Origin of the sequence: Salipiger sp. (assembly GCF_048261495.1) — a bacterium.
Lineage (GTDB): Bacteria > Pseudomonadota > Alphaproteobacteria > Rhodobacterales > Rhodobacteraceae > Salipiger.
Genome location: NZ_JBLXFX010000001.1, coordinates 372,774 through 391,465, shown reverse-complemented (window position 1 = coordinate 391,465; position 18,692 = coordinate 372,774). Strand labels below are relative to the sequence as shown.

Here is an 18,692-nt window from a genome sequence, read left to right as displayed (position 1 = left end):
CCATGACATCGCAGCGCATCGTCCTCACCCTGACGTCCCCGGAGGCCACCTGCGCCTTTGCGACCCGCCTCGGCGGACGGCTGCAACCGGGTGACGTGCTTCTGCTCGACGGCGGAATCGGGGCCGGCAAGACCCATTTCGCCCGCTGCCTTGTCCAGTCGCTGCAGGACGCCCCCGAGGATGTGCCCTCGCCCACCTTCACGCTCGTGCAGGTCTATGACACCCGGAAGGGAGAGATCTGGCACGCCGATCTCTACCGGCTGAGCGATCCCGACCAATGCGCGGAACTGGGGCTGGCCGATGCCTTCGACTCCGCGATCTGCCTTGTGGAATGGCCCGACCGGCTGGAGGATCTGACCCCGACCGAGGCGCTGTCGCTGTCCTTTGCCCCAGCCGCCGACGACTCCGCGCGCATCCTCACGCTGAGCTGGTCTGCGCCGCGCTGGGACAGGGTCATCCCGGACCTGGCGGCATGAGCGTCCTGACCGGCACACCCTGGGAAGGCGCCCGCGCCGAGCCGCTGGCCGGCGATGCCTCGTCCCGCCGCTACAGCCGCCTGCACCTCGGTGAGCGGAGCGCGATCCTCATGCTGGACCCCGAAGGCGACACCGCCCTGTTCGCGCGGCTGGCGCGTCACCTGCGCGCCATCGGCCTGAGCGCGCCCGGGATCCTGGCAGAGCGGCCGGGCGAACTGCTGCTCGAAGACCTTGGCGACGGGCTTGTCGCCCGGCTCGCCACCTCTCCGGAGGCGGAGCGCAGGCTCTATCTCTGCGCAACAGACGCGCTGATCGCGCTGCACGGCCATCCTCCGCCCGAGGAACTGACCCGCGCCACGCCGGAGCGGCTGGCCGCGATGACCGACCTTGCCTTCGACTGGTATGCCGGCGGTCAGGACGACGCCAGGACCGCCTGTGCCGATGCCTTCCGCGAGGCGCTCGAGCGTCACGCGCCCGTCGCCGACGTGATGATCCTGCGGGACTACCATGCCGAAAACATTCTCTACCTTCCCGACCGCAGCGGGCCCGCACAGGCCGGATTGCTGGATTTCCAGGACGCGCTGACCGGCCATCGCGCCTATGACCTCGTGTCGCTCCTGGAAGACGCGCGGCGCGACGTGGCGCCGGACACGGTCGAGGCCTGCCTGCGTCATTACCTCGACCGTACCGGCACCGCGGAAGTCGCCTTTCGTGCCGCCTTTGCCGTCCTCGGGGCCCAGCGCAACCTGCGCATTCTCGGGGTCTTCGCGCGGCTCGCGGCGACGCGCGGCAAGCCCGGGTATCTCGCGCTCATCCCGCGGGTCTGGGGGCACCTTCGGAACGACCTCGCGCATCCGGCCCTTGCCGGGGTGCGCGGGACCCTGACACGACTGCCTGCGCCGGATGCCGCATGGCTTGAAAGGCTCCGCACCTCATGCCCGACGCCCTGATGCTCTTTGCCGCCGGGTTCGGCACCCGGATGGGCGCGCTGACAGCGGACCGTCCCAAGCCGCTGATCCCGGTGGACGGCAAGCCGCTGATCGACCATGCGCTGGCGCTGGCCGAGGGTTACGGCCCGCTCAGGATCGTCGCCAACGCGCATTACCGCGCCGACATGGTGCAGGCGCATCTGGCCGGGACGGGCGCACAAGTCGCGGTCGAGCAGCCCGAGATCCTCGACACCGGCGGCGGGCTGCGCGCCGCCCTGCCGCTGCTCGACGCCGATCCGGTCTTCACGCTCAACACCGATGCGGTCTGGTCCGGTCCCAACCCGTTGCAGGCGCTGGCCCGCGCCTGGGACCCGGCGCGGATGGATGCGCTGCTGCTCTGCGTGCCGCTGGAAAATGCCGTCGGGCGCAAGGGCGGCGGGGATTTCTCGCTTCTCGGGGACGGGCAGATCCGGCGCGGCGGCGCTCTGGTCTACACCGGCGCGCAGATCCTGCGGACCCCCCCGCTGTCCGACGTGCCCGAGCGCGTGTTTTCCCTCAACACCGTGTGGAACGCGCTGAATGCCCGCGGGCGGCTGTTCGGACTGCCCTATTCCGGCCGGTGGTGCGACGTCGGCCACCCGGAGGGCATCGCCCTCGCCGAACGCATGCTGCACGCCGATGTTTGAACCGACCGCCGCGCCCCGTGTCCTGGCCCTGGCGCCGGGCGTGGATTTCCCCGCGGCGCTGGTCGCCGGCCTGCGTGCCCGCATGGCCGGTCAACCGCCGGAAGCCATGGCCGGGGTCGAGCTGATCCTCAACACGACCCGCATGGTGCGCCGGGTGCGCGCGGCCTTCGACGACGGCCCCGCCACCCTGCTGCCGCGCATCCGCCTGCTCACGCAGATCTCGGACCCGATCGCGCTGCGCGATCTGCCGCCGCCCGTGCCACCGCTGCGCCGCAGGCTGGAACTGACGACCCTCGTCGCGCGGCTGCTCGATGCGGAGCCGGACCTTGCCCCGCGCAGCGCGCTGTTCGACCTTGCTGACAGCCTCGCCACGCTGATGGAGGAGATGCAGGACGAAGGTGTCCCGCCCGAGGTGATCTCGGCCCTCGATGTCAGCGACGAATCCGGTCACTGGCAGCGCGCCCTGCGGTTCCTCGCCATTGTCGAGCGGTACTTCGGCGCTTCCGACGATGCCCCCGACACCGCCGCCTTCCGCCGCCTCGCGCTGCAGATGAAGCTGGCGGAATGGGAACGCTCGCCCCCCGCGCATCCCGTGATCCTTGCCGGGTCGACCGGGTCGCGCGGCTCGACCCACATGCTCATGAAGGCGGTCGCGCGGCTGCCGCAGGGGGCCGTGATCCTTCCGGGTTTCGATTTCGACATGCCCGACGCGGTGTGGTCGGGGCTCGGCGACGCGATGTCGGGCGAAGATCACCCGCAGTTCCGCTTTGCGCGGCTGATGGAGGACCTCGGGATGCGCCCGCGCGACGTGATCCCCTGGTGCGATGCCCGCCCCCCCGCACCCGAGCGCAACCGCCTGCTGTCGCTCGCGCTGCGTCCCGCGCCGGTCACCGACCAGTGGCGCAGCGACGGCCCGGCGCTGCCCCCGCTTCCGGCGACGACCGAGGGGCTGACCCTGCTCGAAGCGCCGTCGCGCCGGGACGAGGCGACCGCCATCGCGCTGCGCCTGCGCCGGGCCGCCGAAGACGGCGTGACCGCCGCGCTCATCACCCCCGACCGTATGCTGACCCGGCAGGTGACGGCGGCGCTCGACCGATGGGGGATCGTGCCCGACGACAGCGCGGGCATTCCGCTGCAACTCACGCCGCCGGGCCGGTTCCTGCGCCATGTTGCGGCCCTGTTCCGGCAGGATCTCACCTCCGAAGCATTGCTGACGATGCTCAAGCACCCGCTGACCCACAGCGCCGGGGACCGCAACCTGCACCTTCTGGCGACCCGCGATCTGGAATTGCGCATCCGCGACAAGGGCTGGCCCTTTCCGGGGGCGCAGCAGATCGTCGACTGGGGAGTGGCGCGCGACATCGGTCCCTGGGCGCGGTGGGTCGCGGCGTGTTTCTGCGCTCCCCCGATACGGGGCGAACGGCCGCTCGGCGACTGGCTGAGAGATCACCTCGACCGTGCCGAAACCATCGCCTCCGGCGCCAACGGCGACACCTCCGAATTGTGGAAGCAGGCGGCGGGGCGCAAGGCGCTGACCACGGTGACGGCACTCGAAGCCGAGGCGGAGCACGGCGCCCACATGGACGCGACCGATTACGGCGACCTGTTCGGCGCCGTCCTCGCGCGGGAAGAGGTGCGCAACCCCGACATTCCGCACCCCCGGATCCTGATCTGGGGCACGCTCGAGGCGCGGGTGATGGGGGCGGACCTGCTCATTCTCGGCGGGCTGAACGAGGGAAGCTGGCCGGAAATTCCCGGCGCCGATCCCTGGCTGAACCGGCGGATGCGGCACGATGCGGGTCTGTTGCTGCCCGAACGGCGGATCGGCCTTGCCGCGCACGACTTCCAGCAGGCCGCCGCCGCGCCGGAGGTCTGGCTGACCCGCGCCCAGAAATCCGACGATGCCGAAACCGTTCCCTCGCGCTGGATCAACCGGCTGGTGAACCTGATGACCGGCCTGCCCGGCCGTCAGGGTCCCGAGGCGCTGAGCCTGATGCGGCAGCGCGGTACGCTCTGGCTCGACCGGGCGCGGCTGCTCGAAGCGCCGCTGCACGCCGCCCCCGCGCGCCGTCCCTCGCCCGCCCCGCCCGTCGCGGCCCGACCCCGCGCGCTGAGCGTGACCGAGATCAAGACCCTGATCCGTGATCCCTTCGCCATCTACGCCCGCCGGGTGCTGCGGCTGAAGGCCCTCAATCCGCTGCAACGGGCGCCGGATGCGCTTCTGCGCGGGATCGTCAGCCATGACGTTCTCGAAGCCTTCGTGAAGCAAAGCATCGACGATCCGTCCCGCCTGACGCCCGAAGACCTGATGGCGCTTGCCGCGGAGCAGATCCGCAATCCGGACAACGTGCCCTGGCCCACGACCCGGCACCTCTGGCTTGCACGGGTCGGGAGGATCGCCGACTGGTTCGTGGAGACCGAGCGGGCGCGGCAGTCCCTCGCGACGCCCGCGCTGTACGAACGGATGGGCGAGGCGCAGCTTCCCGCCCTCGGCTTCACCCTGCGCGGCAAGGCCGACCGCATCGACCTCGACCCCCGCGGCGGCGCGCATCTCTACGATTACAAGACCGGCAATGCCCCCAGCCCCGCCGAGCAGAAGCATTTCGACAAGCAACTGCTTCTCGAAGCGGCCATGGTCGAAAACGGCGCCTTCCCCGATTTCGCGCCCAAGCACACCGAACGCGCCGTGTTCGTGTCGATCGGGGCCCGCCCGGCCGAAGTGCCCGCACCGCTCGACGAGGCGCCCCCGGCGCAGGTCTGGGCGGAGTTCTCGACCCTCATGGCGCGCTGGTTCGAACCCGAACGCGGCTTCACCGCCCGCGCCGCGCTGCTGAAGGAAACCGACCGCTCCGATTACGATCACCTGTCCCGGTTCGGGGAATGGGACGTGATCGACGCTGCCTCGCGGGAGATGCTCGAATGATCCGGGACGATGCCAGCGAACGGCAGGTGCAGGCGGCGCGGCCGGATGCCTCGACCTGGCTCGCCGCCAATGCCGGGTCCGGCAAGACCCGCGTGCTTACCGACCGGGTGGCGCGGCTGCTGCTCGACGGGGTTCTGCCGGAGCACATCCTCTGCCTGACCTACACGAAGGCCGCCGCGACCGAGATGCAGAACCGCCTGTTCCGGCGCCTCGGCGAATGGGCGATGCGGGACGACGACCCCTTGCGCGAGGAGTTGCGCACCCTCGGACTCGAAAGCGACCTTGCCGCCGAGGATCTGCGCCGCGCCCGGACGCTCTTCGCCCGCGCGATCGAGACGCCGGGCGGGCTGCGCATCCAGACCATCCATTCCTTCTGCGCCTCGCTGCTGCGGCGCTTTCCGCTCGAGGCCGGGGTCTCGCCCCAATTCCGCGAGATGGAGGATCGCGCGGCGGAATTGCTGCGCGCGGAGGTTCTGGACCGCCTTTCGGACGGCCCCGATGCCGGTCTGGTGGAGGCGCTCGCCCCCTATCTCACCGACGAGCCGGAGAAATTGCTGAGGGAGCTCTGCGGCCACCGCGAGGCCTTTCTGCCCGCCCGCAGCGACGCCGAGGTCCGCGCCCTCTACGACCTGCCCCCGGATCTGGACGAGGCCGCGCTGTTGAACCAGGTGTTTCTCGCGGGCGAGATGGCATTTCTGGCAGGACTCGTGCCTGTTCTTGCCGGATCCGGCGCGAACGACCAGAAGGCCGCGGCGCAGCTCGCGCGGATCACCGACCCCGATCTGAACGCCCTCGAGGTGCTGGAAGCCGTCCTGCTGACCGGAAAAGGTGCAAAGGAACCCTTCACCGCCAAGATCGGCAGCTTTCCGACCAAGGGCCTGCGGTCCGGCCCGCTTGCCGCCGACATGGACCGGCTGGACGACCTGATGCGCCGGGTCGAAGCCGCGAGGGAACCGCGCCTCGCCCTGATCGCGGTCCGTCGCGACCTGGTGCTGCACCGTTTCGCGCAATCCTTCCTGCCTGCCTACGAAGCCGAGAAGATGCGGCGCGGATGGCTGGATTTCGACGATCTCGTGACCCGGGCCCGCGATCTGCTGTCGGACCCGCGCGTCGCGGAATGGGTGCTTTACCGGCTCGACGGCGGGATCGACCACATCCTCGTGGACGAGGCGCAGGACACTTCGCCCGTCCAATGGCAGGTGATCGCCCGGCTGGCGCATGAATTCACCTCGGGTCATGGCGCGCGGACCGACGTGCGGCGCACGATCTTCGTCGTCGGGGACAAGAAACAGTCGATCTATTCCTTCCAGGGTGCCGATCCCGACGAATTCGACCGCATGGCCGATGCCTTTGCCGAGCGCCTGCAAGACACCGATGCGCCGCTGAGCCGCATGGTTCTGGAATACAGCTTCCGCTCCGCCGAGCCGATCCTCAGGTTGGTGGACACCACATTCGAGGGGCGCGATGCCTCGGGCTTCGTGGCCGACCAGAAGCACCGGGCGTTCAAGGGCCGGATGCCCGGGCGCGTCGATCTCTGGCCGCACATCCCGTCGGAAAAGGCCGAGGAAGACGATACCGAGTGGTTCGAGCCGGTCGACCGCATCGGCGCCCGCCATCATGCGGTGGTTCTTGCCGGACGGATCGCGGAGTTCATCGCCCGGACCATCGGCACGCCGCTGCCGGAAGAGGTGAAGAACTCCGGCGAATACCGCACGCGCCCGGCACATGCCGGGGATTTCCTGATCCTCGTGCGCCGTCGCGGCACCCTGTTCACCGAGATCATCCGTGCCTGCAAGCAGCGCGGCCTGCCGATCGCGGGGGCGGATCGGCTCAAGGTCATGTCGGAACTGGCGGTCAAGGACATCGGCGCGCTCCTGGCATTCCTCGCCACGCCCGAAGACGATCTGTCCCTCGCCACGGCGCTGCGCTCTCCGCTCTTCGGCCTGTCGGAACAGGAGTTGTTCACCCTCGCCCACCGGCGCGGCGACAAGGCCTATCTCTGGGCCGAGTTGCGCAGCAACAGGGACGCATTTCCCCGCGTGATGGCCGTGCTCGACGACCTCATGGGGCAGACCGACTTCCTGCGCCCCTTCGACCTGATCGAGCGCATCCTGACCCGGCACGAGGGGCGGCGGCACCTGCTTGGGCGGCTCGGGGAAGAAGCAGAGGACGGCATCAACGCCCTGCTCCAGCAGGCGCTGGCCTACGAGCAGAACGACGTGCCGTCGCTGACCGGCTTCCTCGAATGGATGCAGAGCGACGATCTGGAGATCAAACGTGCTCCGGACAGCGCGGGGGCCCGGATCCGGGTGATGACGGTGCACGGCGCCAAGGGGCTGGAGGCACCCGTCGTGATCCTGCCCGATTGCGCCATGCCGCAACGCACGGTGAAGGATCAGCTTCTGGCCACGAACGACGGGCGGCTGTGGAAAGCCTCCTCGGACGCCCAGCCGCGCGCGCAGATAGAGGCGCTGGAAACCGCCAAGGCCGCGGCGGACCGTGAACGCGACCGGCTTCTCTACGTCGGCCTGACGCGCGCCGAAAAGTGGCTGGTGGTGGCCGCGGGGGGCGAACTCGGCAAGGAGGGGCTGTCCTGGTACGATCAGGTGCAGGTCGGGATGCAGGAGAGCGGCGCAGAACCCGCGTCCTGGGATTTCGGCGAATGGGGTGCGGGGGACGGCTTGCGCCTCGGCCCCGAGCACTGGCCGGACCTGCCCCATGTCGCGCCGGAGCCCGTGACCCACGCGCAGGCGGATCTGCCCGAGGTCCTGCTCGGCCCGCCGCCGATACCCGGGGATCTGCCCTCTGCCCGGTCTCCCTCCGATCTCGGCGGGGCAAAGGCGCTGCCGGGCGATGCGGGTTTCGACGAGGACACCGCAAAGCTGCGCGGGACGGTGCTGCACCTGCTGCTGGAACATCTCGCCCCGCTGGCCCCCGATGCGCGCGCCGAGGCCGCTCCGCATGTCCTCGCTATCGCGGACGACCTTCCCAAGGACACCGACACGCTCGTCGTCGAGGCCCTTGCCGTTCTCGACGCACCGGCGCTCTCCGGGTTCTTCCGGGCGGACAGCCTGTCCGAAGTGCCGTTTTCGGCCGAGATAGAGCCTGTCGGCCGCATCCACGGCATCCTCGACCGGCTCATCGTCGCCCCGGATCAGGTCACCGTGGTGGATTTCAAGACAAACCGGATCGTTCCGTCCCGCCCCGAGGACACGCCGGAGGGACTGCTGCGCCAGATGGGTGCCTATGCCGCCGCGCTGGCCCTGATCTACCCGGACCGGCGGATCGAGACCGGCATCCTCTGGACGGCGAGTCAAACTTATATGCGTCTGCCACACGATATTGTGGCCGACGCGCTGGCACGTACCACACCACCTTGACGACTCTTCCGGGCGCTCCTACGTTCCAGCCTCAAGTTTCCGGCTGCGCAACCCGCAAGGAGTATGAGACATGGCCACCGTTTCCGTTACGGACGCGACCTTCGACGACGAAGTGAAGAATTCCGACATCCCCGTCGTGGTGGATTTCTGGGCCGAATGGTGCGGCCCCTGCAAGCAGATCGGCCCGGTTCTGGAAGAACTGGCCGCGAAGTACGACGGCAAGCTGAAGATCGCCAAGGTCGACGTGGACCACAACCAGGCGGTTGCGGCGCAACTCGGCGTGCGCGGCATCCCGGCTCTGTTCATCTTCAAGGACGGCCAGGTGGTGTCGAACCGCACCGGTGCGGCCCCCAAGGCGTCGCTCGAAAGCTGGATCGCCGACGCGATCTGAGCCGCCGTCCGACGACATCGAAACGCCGCCCCGACCCGGGCGGCGTTTTCGTTTCTGCCGGCGCCGCATTCCCTTTCGGGGCGGTCTGCGCTACCTGCCGGGGCACGGGCAGCGCCTTGCGACGTCCCGGCGCCGTCCCCATATGGCCGCAAGAACGAAAAGGAAGACAGCATGTCCGAACAGGAATTTCCCGGCTGGCACGGCACCACGATCATCGGCGTCCGCAAGGGCGGACAGGTGGTGATCGCGGGGGATGGCCAGGTGAGCCTCGGCCAGACGGTCATCAAGGGCACGGCCCGCAAGGTGCGGCGCCTGTCGCCGGGCGGCTACGACGTGGTCTGCGGCTTCGCCGGATCGACGGCCGATGCCTTCACCCTGCTCGAACGGCTCGAGAGCAAGCTGGAAAAGACCCCTGGACAGCTGCAGCGCGCGAGCGTGGAATTGGCCAAGGACTGGCGGACGGACAAGTACCTGCAGAAGCTGGAAGCGATGCTGATCGTCTCGGACGGCAAGGAGCTTTACGTCATCACCGGGGCGGGCGACGTCCTGGAACCGGAACATGACGTGACCGCCATCGGCTCCGGCGGGAACTATGCGCTGGCGGCGGCCCGCGCGCTGATGGACACGGAACTTTCGGCCGAGGACATCGCCCGCCGCGCCATGGCCATCGCCGCAGACATCTGCGTCTACACCAATGGCAATCTCACGGTGGAAACCATCGGGACGTAATCGGATTTTCGTCGAAAATCCGCGCCCCCGCCGTCGAAAGGACCCCCCATGACCGACCTGACCCCCCGCGAGATCGTCTCGGAACTCGACCGTTTCATCATCGGACAGAACGATGCCAAGCGTGCCGTGGCCGTGGCCCTTCGCAACCGCTGGCGCCGCAAGCAGCTTTCGGACGACCTCCGCGATGAAGTCTATCCCAAGAACATCCTGATGATCGGTCCGACCGGCGTCGGCAAGACCGAGATCAGCCGCCGTCTTGCCAAGCTTGCCCGCGCGCCCTTCATCAAGGTCGAGGCGACCAAGTTCACCGAGGTGGGCTATGTCGGCCGTGACGTGGAACAGATCATCCGCGACCTGGTCGATGCCGCCATTGCCATGACCCGCGAGCACATGCGCGAGGACGTGAAGGCCGCCGCGCACAAGGCTGCCGAGGATCGCGTCATCACCGCCATCGCGGGCACCGACGCGCGGGAAGGCACGCGCGAGATGTTCCGCAAGAAGCTCAAGTCCGGAGAGCTGGACGCCACGATGATCGAACTCGACGTGGCCGACACCGCCTCTCCCTTCCCGATGATGGAAATTCCCGGCCAGCCCGGCCAGATGGGGATGATGAACCTGGGCGACATCTTCGGAAAGGCCTTCGGCGGGCGCACGACGCGCAAGCGCCTGTCGGTCGCCGAAAGCTACGAGGTGCTGATCCAGGAAGAGGCCGACAAGCTGCTGGACGACGAGCAGGTCAAGACCCTCGCCGTCGAGGCGGTGGAGCAGAACGGCATCGTCTTCCTCGACGAGATCGACAAGGTTGCGGCCCGCCAGGACGTGCGGGGCGGCGATGTCTCGCGCGAGGGGGTGCAGCGCGACCTGCTGCCGCTGATCGAGGGCACCACGGTCAGCACCAAGCATGGCCCGGTCAAGACCGACCACATCCTGTTCATCGCCTCGGGCGCCTTCCACATCGCCAAGCCGTCGGACCTGCTGCCCGAGCTTCAGGGCCGCCTGCCGATCCGCGTCAATCTCCGCGCGCTGACCGAAGAGGATTTCGTCCGCATCCTGACCGAGACGGACAATGCGCTGACCCGGCAGTACACCGCGCTGATGGCGACGGAAGAGGTCACCGTGACCTTCACCGACGAAGGCATCCACGCGCTGGCCCGCATTGCCGCCTCGGTGAACGAAAGCGTCGAGAACATCGGGGCCCGGCGTCTCTATACCGTGATGGAGCGGGTCTTCGAAGAGCTGTCCTTTGTCGCGCCGGACCAGCCGGGAACCGCGGTCACCGTGGACGCGGCCTTTGTCGAACAGCATCTCGGCGAACTGACACGGTCGACGGATCTCAGCCGCTACGTGCTCTGATCCGCGCACGGTGTCCGCCGGGCGGTTCGGCCCCCGGCGGACGCTCGTCGCCGCGTCACCTCAGGTCCCGCGCCTGCGTCGCAGCCGGCGGGCGATCCCGAGACCGCCCAGACCCGCCAGAAGCATCGGCAGGGTCGCCGGAAGCGGCACGGTGCTGGAGACGTTCCAGGTGACCGCGCTCAGGTACTGGATGTCCGTGTCGATGTCCCGGTAGCTGTTCGTGCTCAGATCCGACACGCGGATCACCGCATCCTGCACCGTCGCCCGCGTCTGCGGCGCCCAGAGCATTCCGTCGGGTCCGAAGGACGCGCCGCCCATCCCCGGATCGAAGGTCAGCCGGGCCATCGTCGTCGCCGCGCCGGTGGCGCGGTCGATGTCGTAATCCGTCGCCCCCATCACCGTCAGCAGGTTGTCCGAGGCATCCACGGCCACGACACGCGAATAGGTCACGACGCCGGAATTGCCGACACGGGACGCGGCGCCGGTTGCCGTGTCGATCAGCACGGCGTCATCCTCGTTCGGTTCGTGCCAGCCGAACAACCGGCCCATCGAGTCGAAGGTGAGGCCGAGGATCGTGGAAAAGGATCTGCCGAACGCGCCGATCCTGGTGGCGACCCCGGTGCGGGTATCGACCCGCAACAGCCCGTTGAATTCGCCGCTCCAGGCGGTGGTCGAGGCATACATGATGCCCGTCACGGGATCGACGGCGATGGAATTGACGTCATATCCCAGATCGCCGATCAGCGTTCCCGCCCCGGTCGTCGGGTCGATCTCGTACAGAAGGCTGTCGGCGGTGTCGGATGTTCTCCAGGCCCCGTTCAGGCTCACTCCGTAGAGGGTGGCGGCCTGCGCCATGCCTGTCGTAAGCGCCAAAGCGGCGCCGTAAATTAAATGCCTGTACCTCAAAGCGACGTTCCGTCTTTTTTATAAACCGCACACTAGTGGAGGAAACATTGCATCAAATTATGGCTTTCCAAAGATAATTATTAATTTTTCGTTAATTCCCGACGCTTTGCAATCAGCACGGGAAATCGGCACAATCCAGACACGAAAAACCCCGCCGGGCGGACCGGCGGGGTTTTGCAGTCTTCATTCGTTCGGCCCGGGCCGACTCAGCCGATGATCGCGTTCAGCGTCGACGAGGGGCGCATGACGGCCGCGGTCTTGTCCGCGTCGCCGTGGTAATAGCCGCCGAGGTCGACCGCCTTGCCCTGCACGCCGGCCAGTTCGGCGAGGATCGCCGCTTCGCCATCGGCCAGGGCCTTGGCGACGGGGGCGAAATGCGCCGCGAGGTCCGCATCGCCGGTCTGGTCGGCCAGCGCCTGCGCCCAGTAGCGGGCAAACCAGTAGTGGCTGTCGCGGTTGTCGGGCTGGCCGACCTTGCGCGACGGCTCGCGGTTGTTGTCGAGAACCCCCTGCGTGGCGATATCCACCGCCTGACCCAGGATCCGCGCCTTTTCGTTGCCCTTCTGATCGGCGAGGAACTTGAAGCTTTCCCCGAGCGCGCAGAATTCACCCAGCGAATCCCAGCGGAGGTGGTTTTCCTCCATCAGCTGCTGGACGTGCTTGGGGGCGGAGCCGCCGGCACCGGTCTCGAACAGCCCGCCGCCCTGCATCAGCTTCACGATGGACAGCATCTTGGCCGAGGTGCCCAGTTCGAGGATCGGGAACAGGTCGGTCAGATAGTCGCGCAGCACGTTGCCGGTGATGGCGATGGAGTTCTCGCCCTTGCGGATCGTCTCGAGGGTCTTGCGGGTGGCCTTGGCGGGCGAGAGGATCTCGAACTTGTCCGCAACGCCCTTGGCTTCGAGGATCGGCTTCACGTAGGCGATCAGTTCCGCGTCATGAGCGCGGTCCTCGTCCAACCAGAAGATCGCTTCGCAGCCCTCGGCCTTCTGACGGTCGATGGCGAGGTTCACCCAGTCCTCGATCGGCGCCTTGCGGGCCGAGGCCGAGCGCCAGATGTCGCCCGCTTCGACGGCATGCGTGTGGATCACGTCGCCGTTGGCGGCAGTCATGGTCACGGTGCCGGCGGTCGGGATTTCGAAGGTGGTCGGGTGAGAGCCGTATTCCTCGGCCTTCTGCGCCATCAGGCCGATGTTCTGCACGGTGCCCGAGGTGGTCGGGTCCAGCGCGCCGGTTTCCTTGAAATACTTGACGGTCTCGTCATAGACCGGCGCATAGGAATTGTCGGGGATCACGCAGTTGGTGTCGGATTCCTTGCCGTCCGGGCCCCAGCCCTTGCCGCCGGCGCGGATCAGCGCGGGCATCGAGGCGTCGATGATGACATCCGAAGGGACGTGCAGGTTGGTGATGCCCTTGTCGGAGTTCACCATGTACATCGGCGGGCGCGAGGCGGTGACCTCTTCGATGGCGGCGAGGATCTCGGGTTTGTCGGAAACGCGGGCGAGCAGGTCACCGAGGCCGGAGTTCGGGTTCACGCCCGCCGCCTTCAGCTCTTCGCCGAATTTCTCGAACACCGGGGCGAGCCATGCCTTGACGGCGTGACCGAAGATGATCGGGTCCGAGACCTTCATCATCGTGGCCTTCATGTGCAGCGAGAACAGCGTGCCGTCCTTCTTGGTCTCTTCGATCTGCTCGGCAAGGAAGGCGTCCAGCGCCTTGGCCGACATGAAGGTCGCGTCGACGACCGCACCGGCGGGGAAGGTGACTTCCTTCAGGACGGTTTCGGTGCCGTCGGCGGCGGTCAGGACGATCTTGGCCTTGCCGGCCTGCGCCTCGGTCAGCGTGACGGAGGTTTCGTTCGAGAAGAAGTCGCCGCCCGACATGGCAGAGACCTTGGTCTTGCTGTCGGCGGTCCACTTGCCCATGGAATGCGGGTTGGCCATGGCGAATTTCTTGACGGCGGCGGCGGCGCGGCGGTCGGAGTTGCCTTCGCGCAGGACCGGGTTCACGGCCGAGCCCTTGATCGCGTCATACTTGGCGCGGGCGGTCTTTTCGGCGTCGGTCGCGGGCGCTTCGGGATAGTCCGGCAGCGCATAGCCCTGCGACTGCAGTTCCTTGATGGCAGCGACGAGCTGGGGCACCGAGGCCGAGATGTTCGGCAGCTTGATGACGTTGGCCTCGGGGGTCTTCACCCATTCTCCGAGCCAGGCAAGGTCGTCGGTCTGGCGCTGATCGTCGGTCAGGGCCTCCGGGAAGGAGGACAGGATACGACCGGCCAGCGAGATGTCGCGCGTGCCGACGCTCACCCCGGCCGCCGAAGCAAAGCTGCGGATGATCGGCAGGAACGACGCCGAGGCCAGCTCGGGCGCTTCGTCGACCTTGGTGTAGACAATGTCGGGAGTGGTGGAATCGGACATGTTCGGGAGCCCCTCTTTGCGTCAGGCGTCCACCAGCCGAGATCGCGGCGGCGAACCATCGAAAGTGGCTCTATCATCCCGAACCTGAAGCGAAAAGCACCTAAGCGCCACCTCGGCTGCGCCATGGCGTCCCGTTAGCGATAATTTCGCGCGGTCGGGCATCGGGTGGCGACAAGTTGAGCCGTTTCCGCCGGCAGAGCGCCGCCTCAGTTGGCGACGGCCGCGGCGGTGGTGGTGATGAGCGACGGCGTGATCTGCTGGATCACCCGGCCCCAGCGCGTCACCGGCTGCTCGGCCACGAAGATCACGTCGTTCGGGCGCAGTTCCAGCCGGGTGGCGAGCATGAAGTTCGACGCATCCCGCCGTCAGCTGCAGGGCGGTGACGGCTGAAAATTCGCGCGGATCGGCAGGCCGCGCAGCGCGTAGATCTCGCGCACGTCGCGGTCTGGTCAGCACCCCGCCGTTGCTGTAAGCGCGTCTGCCAGCGTCGCGGTCTTGCCGAGAGCAGCGGATAGCCGCCTGGGCCTTCCTCCCCGGCAGGTAACATAGTCGCGATCGACGGGTCCATCGAGCCGGGTCATGTAATCGCGCTCCTCGGAGAGCGCGCCGCGCCAATTCACCGGAATTCAGCTCGTTCGGGCGGCAATCCGCGCGGTCTGGCGGAATTCGAAATCCGGATCTGTTCCTCGAAATAGGCCTGCGCGAGATCAGTTCATATTCGGTATCGACAAAGACGCTGTCGCAAATCGACCAGCAGATCGGGCGGGCTGCGGCTGGAATAAAGTCCCCGGGCAGGATCTGGTAGAGCGTGCCGTCGCGATAGATGCGGATCGGGCGTAGTCTGATCCTCGACGGTGATCCCCCCGGCGGCGGCCAGCGCCTCGTCAAAATTAGGCAGGTCAGCGTGACGGGCGCGACCTCGGGCGGGCGCGGCACCGCCGATGAAACTTCTTGGAATTGAACTCGCGATCTCGAGGCTGAAGGTCGGGTCGATCTGGTTTCCACCAGGCGCTGGAGCAACCGGTCCTCGGCTTCTTCCAGCGTCATGCCGACACCTGAACCCGCCCGACGTTGGGAATAACGATGCCGTCATCTGAACGGTATAGCCTTGGCGCGAATTCGACGCGGCGAGCAGGCCGGTCAGTTGCTCGACAGTGGAGCCGACCTGACGTGGCCAGCAGGACCACGTCCCCGACGCCGATGCGGTAAGGGCCTGGCCGGAGGGCGGAATGCGGGATTCGAGCGCATTCGGCGAAGGTCTGGTCGAAGACCGGCGACAGCGTCGCACCGCCGCAGCCCGCTGCCGGCGGTCTGGAAGAACCGGCGAACTGTTTAGGCCGGTGGGTGGAGCGTTTGGCCACGAACGCTTTCCGGCGTGAGCTTGACCCACGGACCGGTATCGCCGTCCTTCAACGGATTGACCGAGGAGATGATAGATCGCGCCGCACCCCGTCGCCGCGGCCAATGTGGTGCCGCCAGCAGCGTTCTGATCAACATACTCAGCCCGCCCGTCTTCTTGATAGTACCGGCGCGCTTGCCCGCCGCGCCGTTCATCCGTTCGACAAGAAGCAGGCGAACCCTCGCGGATTCGCCTGAAACGTCTTATTCTTCGGGACCGGTCATTGACCGATCGGATTGACCGTCGCGGTGTTGGAGGTGGACCCGCCACCGCCGCCACCCGAATGCCGCGCCGAGCAGCGGGATGCCGCCGCCGATGGCGATTGCGGTTGCCGCGTCGTCGTCGATGCCCTGGGTTGCAACAACGGGGTTCGCACCGTCGAGCGTTGATCGTTTTGCGTCTTCGGCGGAGCCACGGTCGCAGAAGCATGGCAGAGCCAGCGCGTCGCGCAGAAATTCATTTTGTTCGGTGCCATCTCAATGCCTGATGTGTTCAACCATAATTGTTTTCGCGTCCCGCAACAATACTGCCGGGCATTTTAACCTTGCGCAGGGTCAGAAGATCCCGGCGCCCGTTTAGCGGTCTCTTATCGGTGCGGATCGCAGATATCCGCCTGCGGCGATCGTGCAGGCTTTTCCGGATGCGGCGAGGATCAGCACGTAATGATTCTCAGATCCCAGCTCAGGGCTGTGCAGTCTTCGATCACCGTCGCGCCGGTGCGGCTGTAGTCGCAGACGAGGCACGGGCCTGCAGATGTTCCTCTCAATCAGGTGGCGGTGCACCCGCACCGCCTGCCCGCCGCCGCGCAGCCGCCTTGACCTCGTCGAGGTCCGCGCTCATCAGATCGCGCTGATCCGCGGGTCTGATCAGCGCGTCGTCGAGGCAATGGTGATGCGCCACCCGCCGCCCAGGACGTCACCGTGCCGTTGCCGCCGAGAACGCCATCGCCCCTTGGCATTGCGCTCCGGGAAGACGCCGACCATCAACGGCCCCGGAACCGCGTCGGTGATCGCCTCGGGCAGGGTCAGGACTGGTCCACCGGCCCCATGTCGCGGGCCGGTCCGACCGGATCAGGGTGGCCGCATCCTTGAAATAGGTTCCGCGATCGCCAGGCCGCAGGCGGACAGCCGGCAGGCGAGAACCGGAAAGCGTGCGGACAATCATCTCAGAACCGTCCCCATTGCGATTGCAGGCCGGGCTGGTGGTAATTACGCTGTCGTAGAGGCGGCCGTCCACGTTCGGCCTTGCCCGCCGTCCCACAGCACCGGGCGGATGGTCCGCGACACCGATCCCTTGACCGGGCGTCCCAACAGGGCCGGAACGGGATCTCGAACCGGATGCCCTTGTCGAAGGAGCCTTCGCCGAAGTCGTCGAAGGAAACGTCGGTGAGCATTTGCCAGGCGCCGATCCTGATGCCGTTGTCAAAGGCCCGGTCGACCGACAGCGTCGCCAGTCCCCGCGAGATAGCGCCCGGCGTCGAGCTGGTAGCGAAGCCGTTGCCGTCCCAATAGGCCGAGCATGGCCGGTGAAGACCTCGTAATCGCACGGGCCGAAGGCCTGGTCGAAATCGCGCTGCGCGACGGTAATTCCTTCGGGCGAGGAGACGGCTGTCGACCGGCTACAGCAGCTCGGACGACAGACCGGCTCACATCTGTTCAGGATATCCGACGGTCACGCGCCGTGAGGTTCTCGCCGGGCCGAAGCGCTGGCGGCGGTCAGGAGCGACAGCGCGGTCTGCCTTCAGGCGTGGGGTTCGGGTCGGAGCGGACATGCGGCAGGATGGGTTCGACGGGCGCAGATCGCCCTGGTTGCCGGTCAGGCGGTGCGACCTGCCCGGAAAGACCAGCCCGGCGCGGGACGAGGCCGGGCGTGCGCCTCCACCCAGATCGAACGGATCGGCGCATCAGGGTCGAAGAAGGTCGTCTCGACGCAGGGCCCACGCCCCAGGTGAAGGCAGGCGCAGCGGGACCGAAGCGCCCGGGCAGGACCGGCCGCGGCGTCGGTGATCTCGGCCCGCGCAGCTCTGCGGGACCCATCGGGCGCGAATTCCAGATCCTCAGATCGCTCCGGCGGGTGATGCGCGGGCAGGCGTGCCGTTTGCGCTGACCGGGACGATCTCGAAGGTCTCGAAGAGGCCGGAAGCAGCGCCGTGGATCCGCGCCACGCGCCCGACCGCCTGGGCCGAACTCGGGAAGGTCGGGTTGCGGAACCGGACTTCGGCGGAGCGCGCCCCGACCGTCGGCGATTGCAGCACCAGTCCGCGGTTTCCAGCGTTTCGGCGACGTTGTCCTGGGATCGACGCGGCATCGGGCTGGAGGGTCAGCCGGATCGAGGCATCGCCGGGCGCCACGCGACCGGCACCGGCCCGCCTTCGTAGCTGCCGTCGACCCTGCGCGGGACTTGGATTTGAAGGTGTAGCTCAGCCGCAGCCCGAAGGTGGAGCCGTGAGATGGCCGCGCTCAGATCGAGGCCGTTCCCGAAACGGTAACTCAGGCCGGGTTGTTGGGATCTGTGCTCGAACCCAGCCGCCGCGTCTCGATCGAATAGGCGTCGAGGGTATTCCGCCGTCACGATCATCGGTCGTTGACCTGGTACTGCAGTCCGCCGAAGGCGCCGCATCGCCCCGGACCAGTGCTTCACGTCAAGCCGCCCGGTCTGCGAAATGCCGCCGGTCTGCGCGGGCGGGGTTTCCAGCCGTGCGGAACACGCCGCGGATTGGTGAAGCCGTTGGCTGCGAACCGGCCCCACAATCCCGGCGGTGGCCCTGAGGCGGCCGAGGTCTTGGTCCCGACGACATATTCGCCCGAATAGATCCCGTACCGCCGAAATCCTGCAGACCGACCGTGATGGCCGGACGATAGGCGCCCTCCTCGGCCACGGGTAGCGCAAATCGAGCTGCGGTCGTGTGTCCCCGGTGCCGCCGTAATCGTCGAGATAGACATACCGGAACACGCCGGACAGCCGCGGCGTGATCTGGAAATGCAGCGAACTGCGCCCGGTCCGGGTCAGATACAAAGGTCAGCGGCGGTCACATCCTGCATCTCGTGCGCCGTGGGCATGTCGAGCATGCGGAACGCCCATGAAGTTGAGGGGTGCGCTGCCA

The 18,692-nt window shown here is 67.5% G+C and carries 14 protein-coding genes; 9 read left to right on the top strand and 5 right to left on the bottom strand.

What is annotated here, in order from left to right; translation table 11 throughout:
* The first annotated feature begins 2 nt into the window (after nt 1-2).
* The 8 genes from tsaE (at nt 3) to hslU (ending at nt 10,867) form a co-directional block, all read left to right on the top strand.
* A complete protein-coding gene (gene tsaE / locus ACN0RJ_RS01780; RefSeq protein ID WP_417723227.1) occupies nt 3-476 on the top strand; it encodes a tRNA (adenosine(37)-N6)-threonylcarbamoyltransferase complex ATPase subunit type 1 TsaE in 474 nt (157 codons plus the stop codon).
* Nucleotides 473-1,426: an aminoglycoside phosphotransferase family protein gene (locus tag ACN0RJ_RS01775; RefSeq protein ID WP_417723226.1), complete on the top strand. Its 954-nt coding sequence runs from the start codon at nt 473-475 to the stop codon at nt 1,424-1,426. The genes tsaE and ACN0RJ_RS01775 overlap by 4 nt, the downstream gene beginning before the upstream one ends.
* Nucleotides 1,411-2,091, top strand: a complete 681-nt coding sequence (locus ACN0RJ_RS01770) for a nucleotidyltransferase family protein (protein WP_417723225.1) — start codon at nt 1,411-1,413, stop codon at nt 2,089-2,091. Before ACN0RJ_RS01775 ends, ACN0RJ_RS01770 begins: the two co-directional genes overlap by 16 nt.
* Entirely contained in the window at nt 2,084-5,014 is a 2,931-nt protein-coding gene (gene addB, locus ACN0RJ_RS01765) for a double-strand break repair protein AddB (protein ID WP_417723224.1), read from the top strand. Before ACN0RJ_RS01770 ends, addB begins: the two co-directional genes overlap by 8 nt.
* Nucleotides 5,011-8,394, top strand: a complete 3,384-nt coding sequence (gene addA, locus ACN0RJ_RS01760) for a double-strand break repair helicase AddA (protein ID WP_417723223.1) — start codon at nt 5,011-5,013, stop codon at nt 8,392-8,394. The genes addB and addA overlap by 4 nt, the downstream gene beginning before the upstream one ends.
* 70 nt (nt 8,395-8,464) lie before the next feature.
* Nucleotides 8,465-8,785 carry a thioredoxin gene (trxA, locus tag ACN0RJ_RS01755; RefSeq protein WP_417718660.1) on the top strand — a complete coding sequence of 107 codons (321 nt, stop codon included), beginning with the start codon at nt 8,465-8,467 and terminating at the stop codon, nt 8,783-8,785.
* A gap of 171 nt (nt 8,786-8,956) precedes the next feature.
* On the top strand, nt 8,957-9,514 hold the full coding sequence (hslV, locus tag ACN0RJ_RS01750) for an ATP-dependent protease subunit HslV (protein ID WP_417723222.1): 558 nt from the start codon (nt 8,957-8,959) through the stop codon (nt 9,512-9,514).
* 48 nt (nt 9,515-9,562) lie between these two features.
* The gene (gene hslU / locus ACN0RJ_RS01745; protein WP_417718662.1) at nt 9,563-10,867 is read left to right on the top strand and encodes an ATP-dependent protease ATPase subunit HslU; all 1,305 of its coding nucleotides are present in this window, start codon (nt 9,563-9,565) and stop codon (nt 10,865-10,867) included.
* A gap of 60 nt (nt 10,868-10,927) precedes the next feature.
* Here hslU and ACN0RJ_RS01740 read toward each other — a convergent pair whose 3' ends face one another.
* The 3 genes from ACN0RJ_RS01740 to ACN0RJ_RS01730 form a co-directional block, all read right to left on the bottom strand.
* Nucleotides 10,928-11,740, bottom strand: a complete 813-nt coding sequence (locus ACN0RJ_RS01740; RefSeq protein WP_417723221.1) for a VPLPA-CTERM sorting domain-containing protein — start codon at nt 11,738-11,740, stop codon at nt 10,928-10,930.
* 239 nt (nt 11,741-11,979) lie between these two features.
* Nucleotides 11,980-14,190, bottom strand: a complete 2,211-nt coding sequence (locus ACN0RJ_RS01735; RefSeq protein WP_417723220.1) for an NADP-dependent isocitrate dehydrogenase — start codon at nt 14,188-14,190, stop codon at nt 11,980-11,982.
* Nucleotides 14,191-14,396: 206 nt separating this feature from the next.
* Nucleotides 14,397-14,534 carry a hypothetical protein gene (locus ACN0RJ_RS01730; RefSeq protein ID WP_417723219.1) on the bottom strand — a complete coding sequence of 46 codons (138 nt, stop codon included), beginning with the start codon at nt 14,532-14,534 and terminating at the stop codon, nt 14,397-14,399.
* A 1,291-nt stretch (nt 14,535-15,825) separates the two neighbouring features.
* Here ACN0RJ_RS01730 and ACN0RJ_RS01725 point away from each other — a divergent pair.
* Entirely contained in the window at nt 15,826-15,978 is a 153-nt protein-coding gene (locus ACN0RJ_RS01725; RefSeq protein WP_417723218.1) for a hypothetical protein, read from the top strand.
* Nucleotides 15,979-16,754: 776 nt separating this feature from the next.
* Here ACN0RJ_RS01725 and ACN0RJ_RS01720 read toward each other — a convergent pair.
* A complete protein-coding gene (locus ACN0RJ_RS01720; RefSeq protein WP_417723217.1) occupies nt 16,755-17,135 on the bottom strand; it encodes a YjbH domain-containing protein in 381 nt (126 codons plus the stop codon).
* Between the two features lie 510 nt (nt 17,136-17,645).
* Nucleotides 17,646-17,939, bottom strand: a complete 294-nt coding sequence (locus ACN0RJ_RS01715; protein WP_417723216.1) for a hypothetical protein — start codon at nt 17,937-17,939, stop codon at nt 17,646-17,648.
* Nucleotides 17,940-18,692: the final 753 nt, after the last annotated feature.

What these genes read in the sequence shown, in the direction of transcription:
- tsaE (WP_417723227.1), top strand. Translation starts at nt 3, where the DNA reads ATGACATCGCAGCGCATCGTCCTCACCCTGACGTCCCCGGAGGCCACC.
- ACN0RJ_RS01775 (WP_417723226.1), top strand. Translation starts at nt 473, where the DNA reads ATGAGCGTCCTGACCGGCACACCCTGGGAAGGCGCCCGCGCCGAGCCG.
- ACN0RJ_RS01770 (WP_417723225.1), top strand. Translation starts at nt 1,411, where the DNA reads ATGCCCGACGCCCTGATGCTCTTTGCCGCCGGGTTCGGCACCCGGATG.
- addB (WP_417723224.1), top strand. Translation starts at nt 2,084, where the DNA reads ATGTTTGAACCGACCGCCGCGCCCCGTGTCCTGGCCCTGGCGCCGGGC.
- addA (WP_417723223.1), top strand. Translation starts at nt 5,011, where the DNA reads ATGATCCGGGACGATGCCAGCGAACGGCAGGTGCAGGCGGCGCGGCCG.
- trxA (WP_417718660.1), top strand. Translation starts at nt 8,465, where the DNA reads ATGGCCACCGTTTCCGTTACGGACGCGACCTTCGACGACGAAGTGAAG.
- hslV (WP_417723222.1), top strand. Translation starts at nt 8,957, where the DNA reads ATGTCCGAACAGGAATTTCCCGGCTGGCACGGCACCACGATCATCGGC.
- hslU (WP_417718662.1), top strand. Translation starts at nt 9,563, where the DNA reads ATGACCGACCTGACCCCCCGCGAGATCGTCTCGGAACTCGACCGTTTC.
- ACN0RJ_RS01735 (WP_417723220.1), bottom strand. Translation starts at nt 14,190, where the DNA reads ATGTCCGATTCCACCACTCCCGACATTGTCTACACCAAGGTCGACGAA.
- ACN0RJ_RS01730 (WP_417723219.1), bottom strand. Translation starts at nt 14,534, where the DNA reads ATGCTCGCCACCCGGCTGGAACTGCGCCCGAACGACGTGATCTTCGTG.